This window comes from Exiguobacterium sp. s146, from assembly GCF_018618415.1.
In the GTDB taxonomy this organism is placed as follows: Bacteria; Bacillota; Bacilli; order Exiguobacteriales; family Exiguobacteriaceae; genus Exiguobacterium.
The window spans coordinates 212,838-231,904 of sequence record NZ_JACSMA010000001.1 but is presented as its reverse complement, the minus strand read 5'-3'; the positions used below and the strand labels follow the sequence as shown (position 1 = coordinate 231,904).

Annotated in this window: 22 protein-coding genes; 6 read left to right on the top strand and 16 right to left on the bottom strand. The window is 52.8% G+C overall.

The genetic code is table 11. The features are described 5' to 3' along the window. Positions 1 to 4 precede the first annotated feature (4 nt). The 3 genes from KNP83_RS01330 to rho form a co-directional block, all read right to left on the bottom strand. On the bottom strand, positions 5 to 616 hold the full coding sequence (locus KNP83_RS01330) for a thymidine kinase (RefSeq protein WP_214759574.1): 612 nt from the start codon (positions 614 to 616) through the stop codon (positions 5 to 7). A 138-nt stretch (positions 617 to 754) separates the two neighbouring features. Next, complete coding sequence (locus KNP83_RS01325) at positions 755 to 997, bottom strand: type B 50S ribosomal protein L31 (RefSeq protein ID WP_021066109.1); 243 nt, start codon at positions 995 to 997, stop codon at positions 755 to 757. Positions 998 to 1,079: 82 nt separating this feature from the next. After that, complete coding sequence (gene rho / locus KNP83_RS01320) at positions 1,080 to 2,420, bottom strand: transcription termination factor Rho (protein WP_214759571.1); 1,341 nt, start codon at positions 2,418 to 2,420, stop codon at positions 1,080 to 1,082. Positions 2,421 to 2,797: 377 nt separating this feature from the next. Here rho and KNP83_RS01315 point away from each other — a divergent pair, with 377 nt between their 5' ends. Continuing rightward, entirely contained in the window at positions 2,798 to 3,499 is a 702-nt protein-coding gene (locus tag KNP83_RS01315) for a C40 family peptidase (protein WP_214759570.1), read from the top strand. A 119-nt stretch (positions 3,500 to 3,618) separates the two neighbouring features. Continuing rightward, entirely contained in the window at positions 3,619 to 4,017 is a 399-nt protein-coding gene (locus tag KNP83_RS01310; RefSeq protein ID WP_214759568.1) for a hypothetical protein, read from the top strand. 70 nt (positions 4,018 to 4,087) lie between these two features. Here KNP83_RS01310 and KNP83_RS15020 read toward each other — a convergent pair whose 3' ends face one another. From KNP83_RS15020 to KNP83_RS01270, 8 genes are all read right to left on the bottom strand, one after another. Further along, positions 4,088 to 4,366 carry an ABC transporter permease gene (locus tag KNP83_RS15020; RefSeq protein WP_251139144.1) on the bottom strand — a complete coding sequence of 93 codons (279 nt, stop codon included), beginning with the start codon at positions 4,364 to 4,366 and terminating at the stop codon, positions 4,088 to 4,090. Between the two features lie 101 nt (positions 4,367 to 4,467). Next, the gene (gene glpX / locus KNP83_RS01300; protein ID WP_029594665.1) at positions 4,468 to 5,436 is read right to left on the bottom strand and encodes a class II fructose-bisphosphatase; all 969 of its coding nucleotides are present in this window, start codon (positions 5,434 to 5,436) and stop codon (positions 4,468 to 4,470) included. A gap of 17 nt (positions 5,437 to 5,453) precedes the next feature. Continuing rightward, complete coding sequence (murA, locus tag KNP83_RS01295; RefSeq protein WP_214759566.1) at positions 5,454 to 6,707, bottom strand: UDP-N-acetylglucosamine 1-carboxyvinyltransferase; 1,254 nt, start codon at positions 6,705 to 6,707, stop codon at positions 5,454 to 5,456. A 26-nt stretch (positions 6,708 to 6,733) separates the two neighbouring features. Continuing rightward, positions 6,734 to 7,384, bottom strand: a complete 651-nt coding sequence (gene fsa, locus KNP83_RS01290) for a fructose-6-phosphate aldolase (RefSeq protein ID WP_214759564.1) — start codon at positions 7,382 to 7,384, stop codon at positions 6,734 to 6,736. Positions 7,385 to 7,463: 79 nt separating this feature from the next. Beyond that, a complete protein-coding gene (locus tag KNP83_RS01285; RefSeq protein ID WP_214759562.1) occupies positions 7,464 to 8,294 on the bottom strand; it encodes a hypothetical protein in 831 nt (276 codons plus the stop codon). Positions 8,295 to 8,390: 96 nt separating this feature from the next. Beyond that, the gene (gene fba, locus KNP83_RS01280) at positions 8,391 to 9,245 is read right to left on the bottom strand and encodes a class II fructose-1,6-bisphosphate aldolase (protein WP_214759561.1); all 855 of its coding nucleotides are present in this window, start codon (positions 9,243 to 9,245) and stop codon (positions 8,391 to 8,393) included. Between the two features lie 157 nt (positions 9,246 to 9,402). Then, positions 9,403 to 9,765 carry a response regulator gene (locus tag KNP83_RS01275; RefSeq protein WP_021066098.1) on the bottom strand — a complete coding sequence of 121 codons (363 nt, stop codon included), beginning with the start codon at positions 9,763 to 9,765 and terminating at the stop codon, positions 9,403 to 9,405. A gap of 80 nt (positions 9,766 to 9,845) precedes the next feature. Then, positions 9,846 to 10,196: a YxeA family protein gene (locus KNP83_RS01270; RefSeq protein WP_214759560.1), complete on the bottom strand. Its 351-nt coding sequence runs from the start codon at positions 10,194 to 10,196 to the stop codon at positions 9,846 to 9,848. 112 nt (positions 10,197 to 10,308) lie between these two features. Between KNP83_RS01270 and KNP83_RS01265 the strand changes: the two genes are divergently transcribed. Beyond that, a complete protein-coding gene (locus tag KNP83_RS01265) occupies positions 10,309 to 10,776 on the top strand; it encodes a hypothetical protein (RefSeq protein ID WP_214759559.1) in 468 nt (155 codons plus the stop codon). 37 nt (positions 10,777 to 10,813) lie between these two features. Here KNP83_RS01265 and KNP83_RS01260 read toward each other — a convergent pair whose 3' ends face one another. Beyond that, on the bottom strand, positions 10,814 to 12,469 hold the full coding sequence (locus KNP83_RS01260; protein WP_214759558.1) for a glycerol-3-phosphate dehydrogenase/oxidase: 1,656 nt from the start codon (positions 12,467 to 12,469) through the stop codon (positions 10,814 to 10,816). A gap of 263 nt (positions 12,470 to 12,732) precedes the next feature. On the opposite strand from KNP83_RS01260, the gene KNP83_RS01255 reads away from it, so the two are divergent. The 3 genes from KNP83_RS01255 (at position 12,733) to KNP83_RS01245 (ending at position 15,108) form a co-directional block, all read left to right on the top strand. After that, the gene (locus KNP83_RS01255; RefSeq protein ID WP_214759557.1) at positions 12,733 to 13,848 is read left to right on the top strand and encodes an NADH-dependent flavin oxidoreductase; all 1,116 of its coding nucleotides are present in this window, start codon (positions 12,733 to 12,735) and stop codon (positions 13,846 to 13,848) included. A 264-nt stretch (positions 13,849 to 14,112) separates the two neighbouring features. Beyond that, positions 14,113 to 14,325 carry a hypothetical protein gene (locus KNP83_RS01250; protein WP_214759555.1) on the top strand — a complete coding sequence of 71 codons (213 nt, stop codon included), beginning with the start codon at positions 14,113 to 14,115 and terminating at the stop codon, positions 14,323 to 14,325. A 39-nt stretch (positions 14,326 to 14,364) separates the two neighbouring features. Continuing rightward, on the top strand, positions 14,365 to 15,108 hold the full coding sequence (locus tag KNP83_RS01245; RefSeq protein WP_214759554.1) for a helix-turn-helix transcriptional regulator: 744 nt from the start codon (positions 14,365 to 14,367) through the stop codon (positions 15,106 to 15,108). A gap of 14 nt (positions 15,109 to 15,122) precedes the next feature. On the opposite strand, the gene KNP83_RS01240 is transcribed toward KNP83_RS01245, so the two are convergent. The 4 genes from KNP83_RS01240 to rpoE all read right to left on the bottom strand — a co-directional run bounded on the left by KNP83_RS01240 (position 15,123) and on the right by rpoE (position 18,987). Beyond that, complete coding sequence (locus KNP83_RS01240; protein WP_214759553.1) at positions 15,123 to 15,671, bottom strand: GNAT family N-acetyltransferase; 549 nt, start codon at positions 15,669 to 15,671, stop codon at positions 15,123 to 15,125. A 42-nt stretch (positions 15,672 to 15,713) separates the two neighbouring features. After that, positions 15,714 to 16,544 carry a TVP38/TMEM64 family protein gene (locus KNP83_RS01235; RefSeq protein ID WP_214759551.1) on the bottom strand — a complete coding sequence of 277 codons (831 nt, stop codon included), beginning with the start codon at positions 16,542 to 16,544 and terminating at the stop codon, positions 15,714 to 15,716. Between the two features lie 132 nt (positions 16,545 to 16,676). Beyond that, complete coding sequence (locus tag KNP83_RS01230) at positions 16,677 to 18,272, bottom strand: CTP synthase (protein WP_214759550.1); 1,596 nt, start codon at positions 18,270 to 18,272, stop codon at positions 16,677 to 16,679. Between the two features lie 235 nt (positions 18,273 to 18,507). Beyond that, entirely contained in the window at positions 18,508 to 18,987 is a 480-nt protein-coding gene (gene rpoE / locus KNP83_RS01225; RefSeq protein ID WP_214759549.1) for a DNA-directed RNA polymerase subunit delta, read from the bottom strand. Positions 18,988 to 19,067: the final 80 nt, after the last annotated feature.

Sequence of the window (19,067 nt, the reverse complement as noted above, 5' to 3'; positions counted from 1 at the left end):
GACGTCAGTCAGCCACTGTATGGCGGACCGGGCGTGGTTTATTCGGCACGTCATGGCAATGACGGCAACGCGGTTCGTACGACTCTGAGGCGCCGACCAAGATGACCGGGTCCTCGAAGCGGGCCGGTTCCCCATCGATCAATCGTTGCGTCCGGGAAGCTGGAGCCCCACATGATAGACAGATGGCCTGCAGTTTCGTGACGAATTCGGCACGTGACAACAGTTCTGGCATCATCGTGAACGGCTCCCCCCGGAAGTCCATGTCGAGACCGGCGCAGATGACACGTTTGTCTTCTGACGCCAATTGTTCGATGACGTCGACGATGCCTTCGTCGAAGAATTGGACCTCGTCGATAGCGATGACTTGCGTCTCTTCACGTACCGCATCGTATAACTCTTGACTCGATTGGACCGGCACGGCCACGACCGAGTTGCCGCTATGGGAGACGACATTCTCCTCGTGGTACCGATCATCAATCGCTGGTTTAAACACTTGGACAGGGATTTTCCCGTAATGCGCCCGACGGACACGGCGGATGAGTTCCTCCGATTTCCCAGAAAACATACTTCCACAAATCACTTCTATCCAACCGTAACGGTTCGTCACATGCATCATTTTACTTCGCCCTCTCCTTCGTTAATCGCTTCCCGATTATACCCATCTTTTTCTTGAAGAAAAAGGGTTGACTTCTATTATAGAGAAAATAAAAACCGCCAAGGGCAATCCCTAAGCGGTGTGCATACAAGTTGACGATTAACGTTGGTACTTCTTGTTGAAGCGCTCGATACGACCGTCCGCAGATGCGAATTTCTGGCGACCTGTGTAGAACGGGTGCGAGTCAGAAGATACATCGACACGGATGAGTGGGTATTCGTTACCATCTTCCATCGTGATTGTCTCGTTAGAATAACGAGTCGAACCAGAGATGAATTTGAACTCAGTCGTCGAGTCCATGAATACGACTTTACGGTATTCTGGGTGGATTCCTTGTTTCATTGCTTTTCAACTCCTTCGGCCCTAAGTATTCTTTCAACCTAGAGAAAGTTCACTAGAATATAATAGCACCCGCTTCACGGATTTACAAGTCCGTTTTCGTTTTTTTCACCGGGCGTCGACTCTTTTTCTTATCGGCCTCAAGCGCCACAAAAAAGTCGAGGTTCGTTTTCGTTTCGCGGACCCGGCGCAAGAACTGATCGACGAAGTCTGGCGATTCGTTCATTGTGCGACGAATTGTCCAAAGCGAGTCGAGTTCGCCTTTGCCGAGTAGCAATTCTTCCTTGCGTGTTCCCGAGCGACGAATGTCAATGGCCGGGAAAATCCGACGTTCCGCTAGTTTGCGGTCGAGGTGCAGCTCCATATTGCCGGTTCCTTTGAACTCTTCATAGATGACATCGTCCATGCGCGAACCCGTATCAACGAGCGCCGTACCGAGAATCGTCAAACTGCCGCCGTCCTCGATATTGCGGGCCGCTCCGAAGAATTTCTTCGGTTTATGGAACGCGGCCGGGTCAATCCCGCCCGAGAGGGTACGTCCGCTCGGCGGGACTGACAAGTTGTATGCCCGTGTCAGACGCGTAATCGAGTCGAGCAAGATGACAACGTCTTTCTTATGTTCGACGAGGCGCATCGCCCGTTCGAGAACGAGTTCCGAGATGCGGGCATGGTTTTCCGGCGTCTCGTCAAACGTCGAGTAGGCGACGTCTGCGCCCGGCACTGAACGTTGGATGTCCGTCACTTCTTCCGGACGCTCATCAATCAACAGGATGATCAATTCGACGTTTGGATGGTTCGTCGTAATCGAATTGGCAATCTCTTTCAAGAGAGACGTCTTCCCTGCCTTTGGCGGCGCGACAATCAAACCACGTTGCCCGAAACCGACGGGCGCGATCATGTCCATGACGCGGACCGACAAGTGATTCGGCTCTGTCTCGAGCACCATCTGTCGCTCCGGATAAATCGGGGTGAGCGCCGGGAAGTAGTCCCGGTTGCGCGTCGAATCCGTCGTCTCTCCGTTGACCGCCTCGACGCTGAGGAGCCCTTGGAACCGCTCATTTTCTTTCGGCTTCCGGACTTTACCCGTCACAAGGTCGCCGTTACGGAGGTTGAAGCGGCGGATTTGCGAGGCTGCGATATAAATGTCTTCAGACGATTGCGAGTAATTGATGGGGCGCAGAAAGCCAAAACCGCCATCGTTTTGCGACTGTGGGTTCGGCGGAATAATCTCAAGGATTCCTTCAAGAAAATAAAGATCTTTTGATTCGGCCTGTGATTTTAATATCCGGAACATGAGTTCACGTTTACGCGCCTCGCGATATTGAGGCACGTTCACTTCTTTCGCAATCTCATATAACTCTTTCAACGTCTTCGTCTCGAGTTCCCGAAGCGTGTAGTTTTTTGCCGGTTCAGTCGTTGGACTCATTCAAGTCACCTGTCTTTCATGATTCTATATTTCAAAAATTAACGTTCAGTCCTCATTCATCTAATCACACTTCTGACAAACCGTCACTGTTTGAAAAATGGCTTCATGTCAGTCTATTCCCCTGTTGTTGAAAACATAACAGTCTTTTCTCTTTCTTTGTAACAAAAAAGTCTCTATTCTCGCATATTGTTTCAAATATGTTACAAGAAAATCGTTTTTGTCTTGTGATTGAAAAATGCTATCGGTCTTGCGCATGATATAGTTTATTTGCACAGGAAACCGGGTAATATCCGCAATTTGTGCTCTAACTTAGTTGACACACATCGATCATAATAGCCACTTAGGGTTTTATTTTAAAAAACGGAGGGAAATACAATATGTTAAAGCGCTTCGCATCTATCATCGTCGCTGCCACTCTCGCTTTCTCGGGTCTTGCTTTCACAACAGGTGAACAAGCAGAAGCCGCTACCGGGACATTCGCTTACTCGAAAGTCAACGGCTTGAACATCCGCACAGCACCGTCGCTCAAATCGAAAGTCACGACAACGATGAACAAAGGCCAACGCTATACATACCTTGGCAAAGTTGGTTCGTTCTATAAAATCAACTACAAAGGGACTCACCGTTATATCTCGGCTTCATCAACTTACACGTACTTGAAGCCTAACACGAAGACAGCTACTGCAAAGAAAGTCACAACTGCTTCAGCATCAAGCGCTCGTACGAAACTCGTCGCTGAATCGAAGAAGTACCTCGGTACACCGTACCGTTATGGCGGAACGACAACTTCTGGCTTTGACTGCTCTGGTTACACAGGTCACGTTTACAAGAAAGCCATCAACAAATCAATCCCACGTGATTCACGCTCGCAATACGCCAACTCGAAAAAAGTTTCGAAGTCAGCGATTCAAGCCGGCGACCTCGTGTTCTTCTCACATAACGGAAGAACGATTCAACACGTTGGAATGGCACTCAGCAAAACACAAATGATCAACTCTGAAACAGGCGGCGTTAAATACGCGAGCTTCACATCAGGTTACTGGGCACCACGTTACGTCGGTGCAGGATCATACCTCTAATTCAAACGATCAAACGACCCAGCTCATCGGAACTGGGTCGTTTTTTTGCATTCGTTCATCTTCCGTTCATCTGGCTTCGTTACGATAAAGCCATCACGTTGAAGGAGTTGTACTATGCCATGGAAGAGATTTGGAGTCTTCGCTTGATTCGCCTCGCCGCGCTGTTCGGTGTCATCGGGACAGCGCTTGGGTCGCATATGTCGGGTGCCGGCAGTTATGCCTTTCGTCCGATTCACGCCCACATTCTGCTTGCCGGTTGGTTATCAATCTTCGCCTGGGGTGTGTTCTATCGCTCATACGCGGTCCGGAGCCAACTGCTCGTCACGATTCACGGGGGGACGGCCGTCATCGGATCAATCGGATTGACGAGCGGGATGTGGTTTTACACGATGAACCCGTTCCAATGGAATGAGACCGTCACCCTCGTGTATTTCATCATCGGGGGAACGGTCTCCTTAATCAGTTTTATACTGTTTTTGATTGTGACGTTTATGATCGACCAGGACGAGCGGGGGTGAATCCCTGCTCGTCATTTTTGTTTCAAGGCACCGCGTGCGTTCGTCGCTGCGAACACGACCATGATGACGCTCATCGCCCAGCGACGGCAAGTCCGGCCGATAACGCACTCCAGTCGATCGTCGGTTGTGTCAAGACGGCGCGCATCCCTTCAAAGATGTACGTCGTCGGATTGAATGTCGCCGCCACTTTGAGCCATTCCGCTTCAATCAACTCTTTCGGGACGAACGTCGTCGACAAGAAGATGAGGAGCGTCTGGACGAGCAGTTCCCGCCCCGTCAACACTTTGTCGATTCCGGTCTCTTGCAGGGCGACCCCGAACGTTTTGACGAGCGATTCCACTTCAATCATCATACACACCTCCTGACTCTCTATTCCCGTTCTACCTCGTGTTAAATATGTAGCAACCCATCAAAAAAAGCTGTGGACGCGATGTCCACAGCTCGAGAGAATTAAGGTTTCATGACCATTTTCGGTTTTTTCTTCAAGGAGTGGATGCCTTCGACGAAGCGGACCGTCCCTGACTTGGCACGCATGACGACCGAGTGCGTCTGACCGCCTTGTCCAGTGAACTGGACGCCACGGAGGAGCTCTCCGTCCGTCACCCCCGTCGCCGCGAAGATACAATCTTCACCTTTGACGAGATCGTCTAACAGCAAAATCCGGCCCGTATCGGCGATGCCCATGTCTTGGCAACGCTTCTCTTGGGCTTCGTCTTCAGGAAGTAGGCGACCTTGGAAGTCACCGCCGAGACACTTCATCGCGACAGCCGCGATGACGCCTTCCGGCGCACCGCCAGAGCCGAGCAACAAATCGACGCCCGTTTTCGGGAACGCCGTGTTGATGGCCGCAGCCACGTCTCCGTCGGGAATCAACTTGATGCGGGCACCCGTCGCGCGGACGCGTTGAATCATCTCTTCGTGACGGTCCCGATGTAAGATCGTGACGACGACGTCTTCGACGTTCTTGTTCTTCGCCTTGGCGACGATGGCGATATTCTCTTCAATCGAGTTGTCGAGACTGATTAACCCGGCCGCTTCCGGACCGACGGCAATCTTGTCCATATACATGTCCGGCGCGTGCAACAAATCACCCGCATCGGCGACGGCGAGAACGGCGAGCGCTCCCCACGTCCCCGTCGCGACGATGCTCGTCCCTTCGAGCGGATCGACGGCGACGTCAAGGCGTGAGCCATAGCCGTTCCCGACTTTCTCGCCGATATAGAGCATCGGTGCCTCGTCCATCTCGCCTTCGCCGATGACCACGACCCCCTTCATCGGAATCGTATCGAACACTTCACGCATCGCGGTCGTCGCCGCGTCGTCCGCCTCTTCTTTCAAGCCTTTTCCCATCCAACGAGCCGAAGATAGCGCTGCCGCTTCTGTGACTCGGACCAATTCCATTGATAAACTACGTTCCACCCGAATTCTCCCCTTTTTTACTCGGACACCTCATCGACCCAGACGAGCGCGCCGAGTTGTTTTAGTTTGCCGACGAAATCGACATATGAATCGTTCAATTTTTCCGCATGGATCACGGTGGATTCGCCGCTCGCTTGAAGTCCCGCTAACACGAGGGCTGCCCCGCTCCGCGCATCCGCACATTCCATCTCCGCATTGGCGAGCGTTGTCCCGCCCCGGATGACGGCCGAAGCGTCCTCGAGTGTGATTTGGGCGTTCATGCGCCGCATTTCCGCGATATGACGGAAACGTTGGGCGTACAGCTTGTCGGTGACGATACTCGTCCCATTTGCTTTCAACAGCGCGGCTGACATGATCGGTTGCAAGTCGGTCGGATACCCCGAATAGTGGAAGACACGGATATCGATCGGTTTGAAGGCGTTCGCCCGCACCGTGATCGTCTCTTCCCCGACTTCGACGTCGGCCCCATAGTCCAATAGTTTTTGAATGACGCCTTCTAAATGCGTCGGAATGACGTTGCGTACCGTCACTTCGCCCGCGACCGCGCCATAAATCATGAACGTCCCGGCCTCTAACCGATCAGGGATGAGCGTATGTGTACAACCATGGAGCTTGTCGACCCCTTTGATGCGAATCTCGTCGGTGCCCGCCCCGATGACGTGCGCCCCCATCGAAGTGAGCATCGTCGCGACATCGACGATTTCCGGGTCGATGGCTGCGTTCTCGATGACGGTCGTCCCGTCAGCGAGCACGGCCGCGAGCATGGCGCTCACCGTCGCCCCGAATGAACGGAGATCGAGATAGATCCGATTCCCTTCCAGTTTTTCGGCGTTCACATGATACAGTCCCGACTCGTTCTCGACTTTAATCCCGAGACGTTCGAGTGCCTTCAAATGTAGATCGATCGGTCGTGGACCAATCGCATATCCACCGGGAAGCCCGACGGCCCCTTTCCCAAAACGAGCCGCGAACACCCCTAGCAAATAGACAGCGGCTCGGACTTTACGCGTTTCTGAGCCGAGCAGCGGCATGGCGACGGCATCTTTCGCATGAAGCGTCATCCGCTCCCCGTCCCGTTCAATCGCGACGCCGAGTTCTTGTAATAGACTGAGCATCACTTCGACGTCCTCGATGACAGGGACGTTCTCAATCGTCACCGGTTCTTCCGTCAACAGTGCTGCGACGAGACAAGGCAAGGCGCTCTGTTTGGCACCGCTGATGTCAACTGTTCCTTCAAGTTTCTGCTGTCCTACGATATGGAGAATTTCCACGAAGATCAAACCTTTCTGCGACAACCTTATTTGGATTGAGCGTTGTTCCAATCCGCTAAGAATTGCTCGATCCCTTTGTCAGTGAGCGGATGTTTCATCATCTGTTCGATGACTTTGTATGGTACCGTGGCGATGTCGGCTCCAAGGAGGGCCGCTTTCGTCACGTGGACCGGATGGCGAACGGAAGCTGCGATGATCTCTGTCTCGATGGCATGGATGGCAAAGATATTGGCAATCGTCTCGACGAGGTCAAGACCATCTTGACCGATATCATCCAAACGACCGATGAACGGCGAGACATATGACGCGCCGGCCCGAGCCGCGAGTAGCGCTTGGTTGGCGTTAAAGATGAGTGTCACGTTCGTCTTGATGCCGAGCTGTGAAAACGTATTGACCGCTTCCATGCCTGCTGGCGTCATCGGCACCTTGACAGTAATATTCGGCGCGATGGCCGCAAGTTCCTTTCCTTCTTCCACCATACCCGCTGCGTCGAGCGCAATAACTTCCGCACTGACCGAGGGATCCCCGACGATCTCACAGATTTCGCGTAGCCGTGTATGGAAATCGACGCCTTCTTTGGCGACGAGTGATGGATTCGTCGTCACGCCCCCGATGACGCCCATCTGATGGGCTTTCTTAATGTCTTCCACGTTTGCCGTGTCAATGAAAAAACGCATGTTCAATTCCTCCTCGAATGGTGTTGTGATCGCTTACACTCCTTATTATGAGGAAATTGTCATGGAATTGCTACACCCTTTACGTCAACATGGCGATGCCAATCATCGAGCCGGCGAGGAGTGCAATCCCAGCAATCGTCCCGAAGAACGTCCACTTCATGATCTTGCGCTGTTTCACGTAGTACGCCTCGTGCGGCCCTTCATTCAAGCGCTCCGATCCATGTGTCTCGACCCAATCCGTGGCCGCCGTCTGTTCATCTGCCACGAGGTCACCTGTATACGTGAATGGGATGATTTCTTCCGGGCGACGGAGCATGTCGAACCGCTCGCGCCGTGTCGAGATGTTCGCCCCAATCCAGTAGAGCCGTTTCGGCGTGTAGAAGAGCGGCACATCACGTTCATCAAAATACTGAACCCACTGTTCGAACGCGACGAGATCGCGTTGATCGAACAAGATTTCCATCGAATCTGCTTCGGTCATGATGGCGAGCATCGGCGTATGCTCCACTGTCGGTCGTCCGATTCGCACCGTCGGCGACGGCTGCGTCTTCCGGACGATGGCCGGGAAGAAGACGACTTGCTTGATGTCAGCGAGCGGAAAGACTTGCTCCAACGACTCGCCTGGCTCGTGCCGATACGTCACGCCTTCGATGTGTGTCGCGGTCACTTCATATCGAGAATGATGTCGTTCCTTCCAAAATAAGCGACGAAACGTATTCGTGAACCAGTACCCCCCAAACCCACCGATGGCCACAAACACCAACAACGGGATGAGCCAGGCGACCGGATAATAATAAATCAAGGCGAGCGGAGCCACAGCCAGCGCTAAAGAAAGGCCAATCAATACAATCGCTCCATACACATAAAACACGCGCCAAAACAGTTCCGTCTGACGTTCTTGATAAACCATAAAACTCCCCCTTTCCATATGTATACGTTCCCCTACTCCTGTATGTTTCAACAAAAAAGCCGGTTCTCACAGGGAGAACCGACTGATGTGACAGGATTATGCTTGGTTGCTTGAACCGAACTCACGCATTTTGCCAGTAACGACGTTATAGATCGCTTCGACACCAGGGCCGATGACTTTACGTGGGTCATATACTTTCGAGTCCGTGTTGAGCTTCTCACGTACGGCACGAGTCCATTCTTGTTGGCACTCTGTGTTAACGTTGATTTTGCTGTGACCGAGCTCGATTGCTTTTTTGATTTGGTGCTCAGGAATTCCTGAACCGCCGTGAAGAACGAGTGGAGTTTTTGTCGCTTCTGCGATTTCTTCCATCTCTTTGAAGCCGAGTTTTGGCTCGCCTTGGTATTCTCCGTGTACAGAACCGAGGGCTGCCGCAAGAGCGTCAACTTTCGCTTCTTTCACGAGACGTACGCACTCGTCGAGGTCAGCGTATTGTACGCCGCCAACAACGCCGTCTTCTTCGCCGCCGACTGTGCCGACTTCTGCTTCTACTGAAGCGCCTTTAGCGTGTGCGTATTCAACGACTTGTTTCGTCATTTCGATGTTCTCTTCGATCGGGTGGTGTGAACCGTCGATCATAACAGATGTGAAACCAGCGTCGATCGCTGCTTTACACTTGTCGAAAGATGAACCGTGGTCGAGGTGGATTGCAACTGGAACAGTGATGTTGTAGTCGTGCATGAGACCTTCAGTCATTTTAACAACTGTTGTGAAGCCACCCATGTACTTCGCTGCACCTTCAGATACACCGAGGATAACTGGTGATTTCTCGTCTTCCGCAGCGCGAAGAATCGCTTGCGTCCACTCGAGGTTGTTGATGTTGAATTGGCCTACTGCATACTTGCCTTCGAATGCTTTGTTAAGCATTTCTGTCATTGATACTAATGGCATAATGACATCCTCCTGTCTGTTCGCTATTGTGCACTTTGGGAAAAATGCCCCCGTGCAGTTCGTTCCCATTATAACACACGTCGAAACGTGTGCCTATGCTATTCGGGCATAGAAATGGCTCTGCGCAAGCGTTTACATATGTCATCTTCGTGACGAATCACGTGATTTTGAGGACTTCCTTCACTTTTTCGATCATCCGATAAATATCAAACGGCTTCTCAAATTGCGCGGTAATGCCAAGACGTTGCACTTCTTCGAGCGTCGATTTTTCCCCGAACGCGGTCATAATCATGACCGGGGTGTCGATGTCCCGTTGGCGCATGTTGCGTAGTACTTCATGGCCGAACATGCGCGGCATGTTCATATCGAGCAATACTAAATCGTATCCGTTCTGTTCGAGCTTTTCCCAAGCGTTTTGGCCGTCGTTCGCCGTGTCGACCTCGATGCCGAGGTTTTGGAACACTTGCGCCAACATCAACCGAATCCCGTCTTGGTCGTCTGCAATCAACATCCGTGACATCCATCTACCTTCTCTCCATAGTTTGCACTAGTCTAACCATACCAAATCCAATTTCGTTTGGCGACGGACCTATTTTGAAATCAAGGCAACGGAATCGATACCGGTTGCTCGGTCTGTTCGTCCTTTAACCGGGTCGGTACTTCCGACTCAGGCACGAGCTCGTACGCGGTCACCGTCCGCTCATCTTTCACGTACAGCTTTAAAAAATCACCTTCGGCCAACCGGGTCGGTGCCTCAAACGTGATCGGTCGTTTCTTTCCGTCTTCATCATAGCCAATCGTGTCATACGTATGTGTCTTTCCTTGATCGGTAGTATTCGCGCTCGGCACTTTTGTATAGTAGACGTCGGCAAATAGCCGATCTGTATCGATGAACTGCCAGCCGAGAATCAAGACGAGGACGACGCCCCCGATTGTCCATGCTCGTTTCATCGTAACTCTCCCGCCTTTCTCATTTCCATCTTTTTCAATACCATTGTCTCCCTATTTCTAAACACCCGGTACGCTGATATACTGAACACATGAAATGAATAGGAGCCAGATTATGAGACATTATTTGATTTACGTGCTGTTCGTCTTGGCGATTGGGGGCATGGTCGCACTCGTGGTAAACGTCTTCGGGGAAGAACAAGCAGCGCCACCGCTCGCCGCGGCCCTCGAGACCGATCTTGAGGAGTTGCCGGAGACGTTCGCCGCGGGTATCGAGACCGACCTTGAGGACTTGCCGGAGACGTTCGCCGTGTTGTCCGAGACGTTCGATGAGCCCATCGCAGACAGTGACATCGTCCGCATAAAAACGCTAGCGTCGAATCCGGCACTCGATGAAGCAAACATACACGCACTCGGCACCATCGATGTCATCTTCGAGGGACGCCCGACCACGCTGACACTCGAGACAGAAGTGTACCGTGAGGACGGCACGTATCTATATTTATATGTGTTCGGTGACCCGGACGTCGTCGAGGCGCTCGACGAACGCATCATGGCGTATTATGAAGAAATGGGCATATGAAAAGGACCCTCGCCGCGGCGAAGGTCCTTTTGTCTCGTTATTCGACTGTCACAGGTACGACCGCGAGATCGATTTCTTTCTCGACCTCGGCCCGCTCTTCGGCGAGACGCGCGTCCGACCATTTGAAGACGTCGGCCATGCAACGGAGTACGCCGTCTTTATAGTTACGAACAAAGTCGATGTCGAAGAACATCGCTCCGGTGCGGCGAACGAGGAAGTCGATGGCCCGAACGACCGACTCTTCTTCGATGCCGTAAATGAGTTGTGCGTAGACGATCTCTGGAAGGTCATAGGCGTTCGAATCCATCCGTTCGATGACACGGTCGATGTTCGATCCATATAGACGGACGAGCTGCTCGGCTTTGACGTCATCGAGACCTAGATTCTTCAGCTCTGCCTTCTTCTTCGTCAAGAAGTCATCGAATCCTTTCGAACCGCCGACATGGCCGCCCGACATCGGCATATGCTTCGTGCGCGAGGCGAGGAAGACGATGCCTTCTTCTTGTTTGAGCAGTTTCGCCACCAAATCGACGACCGTCTCTGACATCTTGCGGTAACCGGTCAACTTCCCACCGGCGATTGTGATTAAGCCACTCTCTGACTGCCAAACCTCATCCTTCCGTGAAATCTCAGACGGGTCTTTGCCTTCCTCATAGATGAGCGGACGAATCCCAGCCCAGCTCGACTCGACGTCATCTGCGGTCACGTTCACGTCTGGGAACATATAGTGAATCGCCTCTAAAATATAGTCGCGGTCCTCGGTCGTCATGCGCGGGTGCGCTTTGTCCTTATCGAAGAACGTATCCGTCGTCCCGACGTACGCTTTACCGTCACGTGGAATCGCGAACACCATCCGGCCGTCCGGCGTATCGAAATAGATGGCTTGTTTGAGCGGGAATTTCGATTGATCGATGACGAGGTGAATCCCTTTCGTCAAGCGGAGCATCTTCCCTTTGTTCGAGCCGTCCTGTTCACGGAGCACGTCGACCCAAGGTCCGGTCGCGTTGATGACTTTCTTCGCATAAACCTCGTACGTCTTGCCGTCGATTTGGTCTTCGACATGGACGCCGACGACTTTGCCTTGCTCATAGATGAGACCGGTCACTTTTGAATAGTTCAAGAGGAGGGCACCGTGGCTGGCCGCCTCTTTCGCGACTTCAATCGTCATCCGGGCATCATCGGTCCGATATTCGACGTAATAGCCGCCACCGACAAGACCGTCTTTTTTGACGAGCGGTGCTTTTTGAATGACTTCATCCGGCTTCAACATCAAGCGACGCTCGGCGCGTTTCACGCCGGCCAAGAAGTCATACACCATCAATCCGACCGCTGTGGAGAGCGGTCCGAACGTGCCGCCTTTATGCATCGGCAAGAGCATGCGTTCCGGTGTCGTGACGTGTGGCCCGTTCTCATAGACGATGGCGCGTTCTTTCCCGACTTCCGCGACGAGCGCGACTTCGAACTGTTTCAAGTAACGCAAACCTCCGTGGACGAGTTTCGTCGAACGACTCGATGTTCCGGCCGCGAAATCTTGCATTTCGAGCACGGCCGTCTTCATTCCGCGAGACGCGGCATCGAGCGCGATGCCGGCACCGGTGATGCCTCCACCGACGACGAGCACATCGTGACGCTCACCTGTTAACTGTTCATATCGTTTGGCACGTTCTTTTGCTGAGAAATTTCTGATTTCCATCTTGTCCCCTCCTATAATGAATCCGGTTCGATGTATACGAAAAGAGACCACAACAAAACAAGGCTTCGCCCCCCCATGTCGTGGTCTCTCTGTAGTCTCCAACCGGTTATCAACTTTTCTCCTGTATTATACCCCATTCTCTAGCATTCAACCATCAACCCGCTCACGGAGTGTGCAACCTGCTCCTTAGAAAGCGTCCCGCTCGCAATTTTTAAATGAGAAGTCTAGACTTCAAGGTATCACCAACAAGGAGGAGTTTTTTTATGAAACGCATGTTACAACCTTTCCAATTTAAAAACGGCGTCGAGCTCCACAACCGACTCGTGCTTGCACCGATGACCCATTATTCGTCTGAACCGACGGGTGAAGTATCGGAACACGAACTCGCCTATTACCGGAAACGGGCGAAGAACGTCGGCCTCGCCATCACGGCATGTGCTTACGTGACCGAAGACGGCAAAGGGTTCCCGAACGCCTTCGGTGTGAATGACGACAAGTTCATCCCTGGACTGCGTCAGCTCGCCGAAAGTTTAAGAGCGGAAGGCGCGAGAGCGATTCTTCAAATCTTCCATGCAGGACGCATGTCTCCTCCGGAACTCGTTCCGAACGAACAACCGGTGAGTGCCAGCGCCGTCGCGCCGGTCCGTGAAGGTGCCGTCACGCCGCGTGCCCTTGAAACCGAAGAAGTCGAAGCCATCATCGAGGCGTTCGGTGAAGCGACACGTCGTGCCATCGAGGCCGGTTTTGACGGCGTCGAGATTCACGGGGCGAACACGTATTTGATTCAACAGTTCTTCTCACCTCATTCGAACCGACGCGACGACCGCTTCGGTGGTGACGTGAACGCGCGCCTCACCTTCCCGCGTGAAGTCATCCGCTCGGTCAAACGCGCGGCCGAAGGCGCGGACGATTTTTTGATTGGCTACCGCTTCTCGCCTGAAGAAGTCGAAGAACCCGGTATCACGCTCGACGATACGGACGTCTTGATCGACATGTTGCTCGAGGAGAATCTTGACTATCTCCACGCCTCGCTCTGGAACTTCAACATCGGTTCGATGCGGAACGAGAACGTGACGGAACGGTCGATCGACCGCATCGCCAAGCGGATCAACGGTGCCGTCCCGCTCATCGGGGTCGGACAGCTCCAACGCCCAGGTCAAGTCGAAGACGCTCTCAACGTCATCGACCTTGCCGCACTCGGCCGCGAACTCATCATCGACCCGGATTGGCTCGAGAAAGTGAAAACCGACCGTGAAGACGAAATCGAGACAGAACTCGACTTGAACAAACAAGCCGAACTCGCCGTCCCGGCTCCGCTTTGGAACGCCATCACGACGCGGGCGGGCTGGTTCCCGATCAAAGACCAGGCCGTGAAATAAACCGCGATCCGCAGACTTTACGTCTGCGGATTTTTTTGATGGGTTCTTCTCATACGGCGATGTGACGGCACGTATGTGTCGCGGACACAATTTCGTCACATTTTTCATCTTTTTCACCGCCCCTTTCTTGCCGACCTAACTTTCCAAGCGATCTTCCGCTTCGTAAGCTAAGGACAGGGGCCGTTCCTCGATGAGACTGCGGACCAAGCCACGCTTGCGCCGCGCCTGTCTGTTTGACCGTCTTTTGAAAGGGGCATATGATGTATGACGAAACAGCCAATTGATCTCGATGCGTACAACAAACAGCTCTCGCAACATCAACAGCGTACGAAAGAAGTCGCTGAGACGTACCGACAAAAAAGCAAGGAGCTCGAACATCACCTCGAATCATCCGCACGTTCCCGTGAGGAAGCGCTCGCTCGCGAAATCGCCGAGCTGAAACAAGCGACCAAACGGAACCTTCCACGAAACAACTAAACGGTTCCCGATCGTACGACGAAAGAAGTGACTCATCCGTTGGAAAACAAAATCAAACGCCAATTCCTGAATCATATGCATCGTGACAAAAACGTGTTCGATGATTTTCAGCATGTGGATAACTTTTATATACTTGATCAACAAATCGTGAGCGCGCTCCGCAGCGCCCATCCGATTCGGGCCGAACAACTACTCGAGACGTTGACACTCGATTTGTTGAAACTCCCAGTCTCCGACGAATATATGAGCGTCCGCTTCTATTACCGTGGCCTCGTTTATCATGTCATCCGTCTGATTCCGGTCGACAACCCGAACGTCCAGACCGCCCTCGACTATACGAGCGCGCTCCTCATCTTAATCGATGAGCTGACGACGACGCTCGACTTCATCTATGCCATCCCCGTCATCGTCGAGTATTTGACGAAAATGATGGCGTTCCTCTCCCCTCCTGTGTCGACGAATCCGAACGTCACGACGACCATTCATTTGATTGAAGACCATTTGAAAGAGCCGGAACTGTCGCTGCCGTGGATCGCCCAGCAGATCGGGTTATCGAACAACTATTTGTCGGCCCTGTTCAAACAGGAAGTCGGCGAGAGTGTACCGGAACGAATTCGGCGCCGACGCATCGATGCATCCATCGCCGATTTGCTCGGGACGAACTTGCCAGTTTGTGCCATCGGTGAGAAATACAGCTTTGCCTCGTGCACGGCCTATATCAACACGTTCAAGACGTATAAACAAATGACCCCGCTTCAATATCGCCAATTGTTCCACACATGAAAAGCGCTAAGCCTCTACTGAGACTTAGCGCTTTCTGCCGTCCATTCTTCCCGCAGCATGCCCATCCGAATCGAGTCATAACGCACGTCATCGACGACACGCACTTGACGGATTCGACCTTCGAGCCGCATACCGACCTTCTCGGCGACTTTCATCATCCGCTCATTGCCGGACCACGTCGTCAGCCCGACCCGGACCGTCGGCAACGTCTCGAACAAATGGCTGATCCACAGCCTGAGTGCCCGGGTGCCGATGCCGCGATTCCAGCGGTCGGCTTGATGGAGGATGATGCCGACCTCGAGCCAGTTCTGGCCCGCGTCCTCATAATAGAAGGAAACCGTCCCGTACACCGTCCCATCGACCTCGATGACCCACATATCGTCACGGCCGACATGTTCGTCCGCGCTCTGACAGTAAATCTCATACGGTTGTGCCCGATGTTCAAAATACGGGGCGTCCCATTTCTTAAAGGCTGGCGTCGCGTCCTTATACATCAATTCCCATAACCGATCTAAATCGTATGTCTCAATCGGTCGAATCACTAATTCTTCATCGCGAACCATAACGTCTTCCTCTCTATCTGTGCTCTTGACGGTTTCGCGATGTCAGTTCGAATTCCCTTTTTTCCGTTTGCGCCAGACGAGCGCCAAGATGACGAGCAACAGACTCGCCGTCACCGAGACGACGGCGAACGGACTCGCGCCGGTGACGAACAGTTCACCGAGCGACACCGAATAGGCGAGACCGAACGACGTGACGAGCTTCGCCCCGATGGCAATCAAGACGAAGCGCGGGAACGGCACCCGGCTGAACCCGGCCGCGAGACAAATGACCTCATCCGGCAAAATCGGGATGATGAACAAGACGAGCAACACACCGAGTCCGTATCTGTCGACGTAGCGGTCATACGTCGCGAGCTTGTCGGCATCGATGAGCCGCATCACCCGCTCTCGTCCGAACCGGGCGATTCCATACATGACGAGGATGCCGAGCGTCGTCGCGACGCTTCCAATCAAGGCGGCCCGAAGCGGACCGAGCGCGACACTGCCAATCGGCACACTGACCGCTTCCGGGACCGGGAGCGCAATCGGCTGCAGGAAGCTGAAGGCGGCGAACACCCACATCGCCTGGTCACCATACTGTTCGAGCAACCGCTCGAGTCCGTACGAATCGTATAGGACGAGTCCAAACGAGACGTAATAGATAAAGACGAACAGGAGGAACAACGTGAAGGTGACCTTGAGCATCTGTTTCAAATAGATGCCAGACCCTTCACGGATGGAACGCAACAACCCGATTGACAGCGCGAGCAACACGATTCCGGTCCACCCGAGCTGGTACGGCAATAAGAGCGTCGGCAAGACGACGAACGGCAACAGGCTGAGCGTGACGAGCGCAGCCCCGTATCCTCCATAAACCATCATTCGTTCCCGCATAAGCATCGCCCTCTCCCCGTTCTACTCTTAGTGTACCCGGATTCGAGTGCTCATGTATCCATCTGAAGCTGTTGAACGGTTCAGCCTTTTGCCCGAGAAAAAAGGCCACAGTCATAGACTGTGACCTGTCACTCATTCGCCGAGTGAAGCTTGGATGAAATCGTGGAACAAACGTTGTGGACGCTCTGGACGCGAAATAAGTTCTGGGTGGAACTGTGACGCGACGAACCACTTGTGTTCTGGAATCTCGATGATCTCCACGAGACGGCCGTCCGGGCTCGTTCCTGAGAACTTGAATCCTTCTGCCTCGAACGCCTCACGGTACTCGTTGTTGAACTCGTAGCGGTGGCGATGGCGCTCGTAGACGAGCTCTTGGTTGTAAGCCGCATGTGCTTTCGTACCTGGCTCGAGCTTACATGGGTAGAGGCCGAGACGGAGTGTGCCGCCGAGGTCCTCGATATCTTTTTGTTCCGGAAGCAAATCGATAATCGGATAGTTCGTCGCCGGATCGATTTCGGCCGAGTGGGCACCGTCGAGCTTCAAGACGTTACGGGCGAACTCGACCGTCGCGAGCTGCATGCCGAGGCAAATCCCGAAGAATGGGACGTTGTTCTCACGCGCATAACGCGTCGCTTCGATTTTCCCTTCGATGCCGCGTTCTCCGAATCCGCCTGGGACGAGAATCCCGTCCGCGTCTCCGAGAAGCGTCTCGACGTTCTCTGCCGTCACGTCTTCCGCATTGACCCAATCGATGTCGATGTCGGCGTTGAAGGCGTAACCAGCGTGCTTGAGCGATTCTGCGACCGAGATGTACGCGTCACGGAGTTCGACGTATTTCCCGACGAGGGCGATTTTGACTTTCTTCTCGAGGTGCGTGACCGTGTGGACGAGCTCTTTCCAAGCCGTCATGTCTGCGGTCGGTGTGTTGAAGCCGAAGTAATCGTTGACGAGTTGGTCCATGCCTTGTTTTTGAAGGTTGAGCGGCACTTCGTACAATGTCGACGCATCTTGTGCCTCGATGACTGCTTCTTTGCGCGTGTCACAGAACAAGGCGATTTTCTCACGCATCTCTTCTGGGATATCGTGCTCAGTACGGAGGACGATAATGTCCGGCTGAATCCCGTAACTGCGGAGCTCCTTGACGCTATGCTGGGTCGGTTTCGTCTTCATCTCACCAGCGGCGCGGAGATACGGCACGAGCGTACAGTGGACGTACATGACGTTCTCTTTGCCGATGTCGTTCTTCACTTGACGAATGGCCTCGATGAACGGAAGCGACTCGATGTCCCCGACTGTTCCACCAATCTCTGTGATGACGACGTCTGCGTTCGTCTCGCGACCGGCGCGGAAGACGCGGTCTTTAATCTCGTTCGTGATGTGCGGAATGACTTGAACCGTTCCGCCGTTATAATCGCCACGGCGCTCTTTTTTCAACACCGTCGAGTAGATGCGGCCTGACGTCACGTTCGCGTTTTGCGACAAGTTGATGTCGATGAAGCGCTCGTAGTGACCGAGGTCTAGGTCCGTCTCGGCGCCGTCATCTGTGACGAACACCTCTCCGTGCTGATACGGGCTCATCGTCCCTGGGTCGATGTTGATATATGGGTCAAACTTTTGAATCGTCACGTTCAAACCTCGGTTTTTGAGTAGACGTGCGAGTGAAGCGGCTGTGATCCCTTTACCGAGTGAAGATACTACCCCACCTGTTACGAAAATATACTTTGTCATCATCATTCTCCTCTCTTGAATGCCACAACGGGAAACGAAAAAACAAAAAAAGCAAAAGTGCCCCCAACGAAATGGGGGACACTTTTGCTGCATCGTTACGTGCTAAACTAGCCCATGACTAATTTACGTCAGAGACGATGCAGTCGTCAAGTCATTATTTTTTTCTTTTTTCAACTGTCAAAAAAGAAAAAGAGACACGCCTAGCCGGGACAAATGCCCGGCTTTTTGCGGTCTCTTATAAATCATCCTCGTCTTCTAAGTCGAGGTCGTCGTCCAAGTCTTCGTCCTCGAACTCGTCAAGGCCTTCCACTTTTTCGGCTGTGTCCTCGGCATCGAACTCAGATGCGTCAAAATCTTCACCTTTTGCAAAGACGTCAAGGTCGTCTTCAATGTCGACGATGCCTTCATCCGTCTCATCGATCTCTTCTTCGAACTCATCGAGCTCACCGCGTTGGCGTGCTTCAATGACGAGATCTTCGTCTGACTTATCGAACGGATACCAAACACGAAGCGCCCAACGGTTAGCTCCCAAGTTGACGAATAGTCCGTCGATGTTCATGTCCGTGTAGAGTTGCGCGATTTTCTCGAGCTCTTCCTCTTCACTTGCGAACGTATAGTTTTGTCTGATCAGCTCACGAATCTCATCAAATGATACTGGTTGCTCGCCAGTCTTTTGAAGAACTTCGTAAACGAAATCGATCAACGATTTATTCATTAAAGGACACTCCTTTTCCGTCACTAGTTAAACATCACTCCTCATTATAAACAAAACACATATGAAAAAGCTAGAGGAAA

Bases quoted from the DNA above. Each gene is read 5' to 3' on its own strand.
- KNP83_RS01260 (WP_214759558.1), bottom strand. From the start codon at position 12,469: ATGGAAATCAGAAATTTCTCAGCAAAAGAACGTGCCAAACGATATGAA.
- KNP83_RS01230 (WP_214759550.1), bottom strand. From the start codon at position 18,272: ATGACAAAGTATATTTTCGTAACAGGTGGGGTAGTATCTTCACTCGGT.
- rpoE (WP_214759549.1), bottom strand. From the start codon at position 18,987: ATGAATAAATCGTTGATCGATTTCGTTTACGAAGTTCTTCAAAAGACT.
- KNP83_RS01310 (WP_214759568.1), top strand. From the start codon at position 3,619: ATGGAAGAGATTTGGAGTCTTCGCTTGATTCGCCTCGCCGCGCTGTTC.
- fsa (WP_214759564.1), bottom strand. From the start codon at position 7,384: ATGCGTTTTTTCATTGACACGGCAAACGTGGAAGACATTAAGAAAGCC.
- KNP83_RS01285 (WP_214759562.1), bottom strand. From the start codon at position 8,294: ATGGTTTATCAAGAACGTCAGACGGAACTGTTTTGGCGCGTGTTTTAT.
- KNP83_RS01275 (WP_021066098.1), bottom strand. From the start codon at position 9,765: ATGTCACGGATGTTGATTGCAGACGACCAAGACGGGATTCGGTTGATG.
- fba (WP_214759561.1), bottom strand. From the start codon at position 9,245: ATGCCATTAGTATCAATGACAGAAATGCTTAACAAAGCATTCGAAGGC.
- KNP83_RS01265 (WP_214759559.1), top strand. From the start codon at position 10,309: ATGAGACATTATTTGATTTACGTGCTGTTCGTCTTGGCGATTGGGGGC.
- KNP83_RS15020 (WP_251139144.1), bottom strand. From the start codon at position 4,366: ATGATTGAAGTGGAATCGCTCGTCAAAACGTTCGGGGTCGCCCTGCAA.
- KNP83_RS01250 (WP_214759555.1), top strand. From the start codon at position 14,113: ATGACGAAACAGCCAATTGATCTCGATGCGTACAACAAACAGCTCTCG.
- KNP83_RS01325 (WP_021066109.1), bottom strand. From the start codon at position 997: ATGAAACAAGGAATCCACCCAGAATACCGTAAAGTCGTATTCATGGAC.
- KNP83_RS01270 (WP_214759560.1), bottom strand. From the start codon at position 10,196: ATGAAACGAGCATGGACAATCGGGGGCGTCGTCCTCGTCTTGATTCTC.
- KNP83_RS01315 (WP_214759570.1), top strand. From the start codon at position 2,798: ATGTTAAAGCGCTTCGCATCTATCATCGTCGCTGCCACTCTCGCTTTC.
- rho (WP_214759571.1), bottom strand. From the start codon at position 2,420: ATGAGTCCAACGACTGAACCGGCAAAAAACTACACGCTTCGGGAACTC.
- KNP83_RS01330 (WP_214759574.1), bottom strand. From the start codon at position 616: ATGATGCATGTGACGAACCGTTACGGTTGGATAGAAGTGATTTGTGGA.
- KNP83_RS01240 (WP_214759553.1), bottom strand. From the start codon at position 15,671: ATGGTTCGCGATGAAGAATTAGTGATTCGACCGATTGAGACATACGAT.
- KNP83_RS01235 (WP_214759551.1), bottom strand. From the start codon at position 16,544: ATGCGGGAACGAATGATGGTTTATGGAGGATACGGGGCTGCGCTCGTC.
- KNP83_RS01255 (WP_214759557.1), top strand. From the start codon at position 12,733: ATGAAACGCATGTTACAACCTTTCCAATTTAAAAACGGCGTCGAGCTC.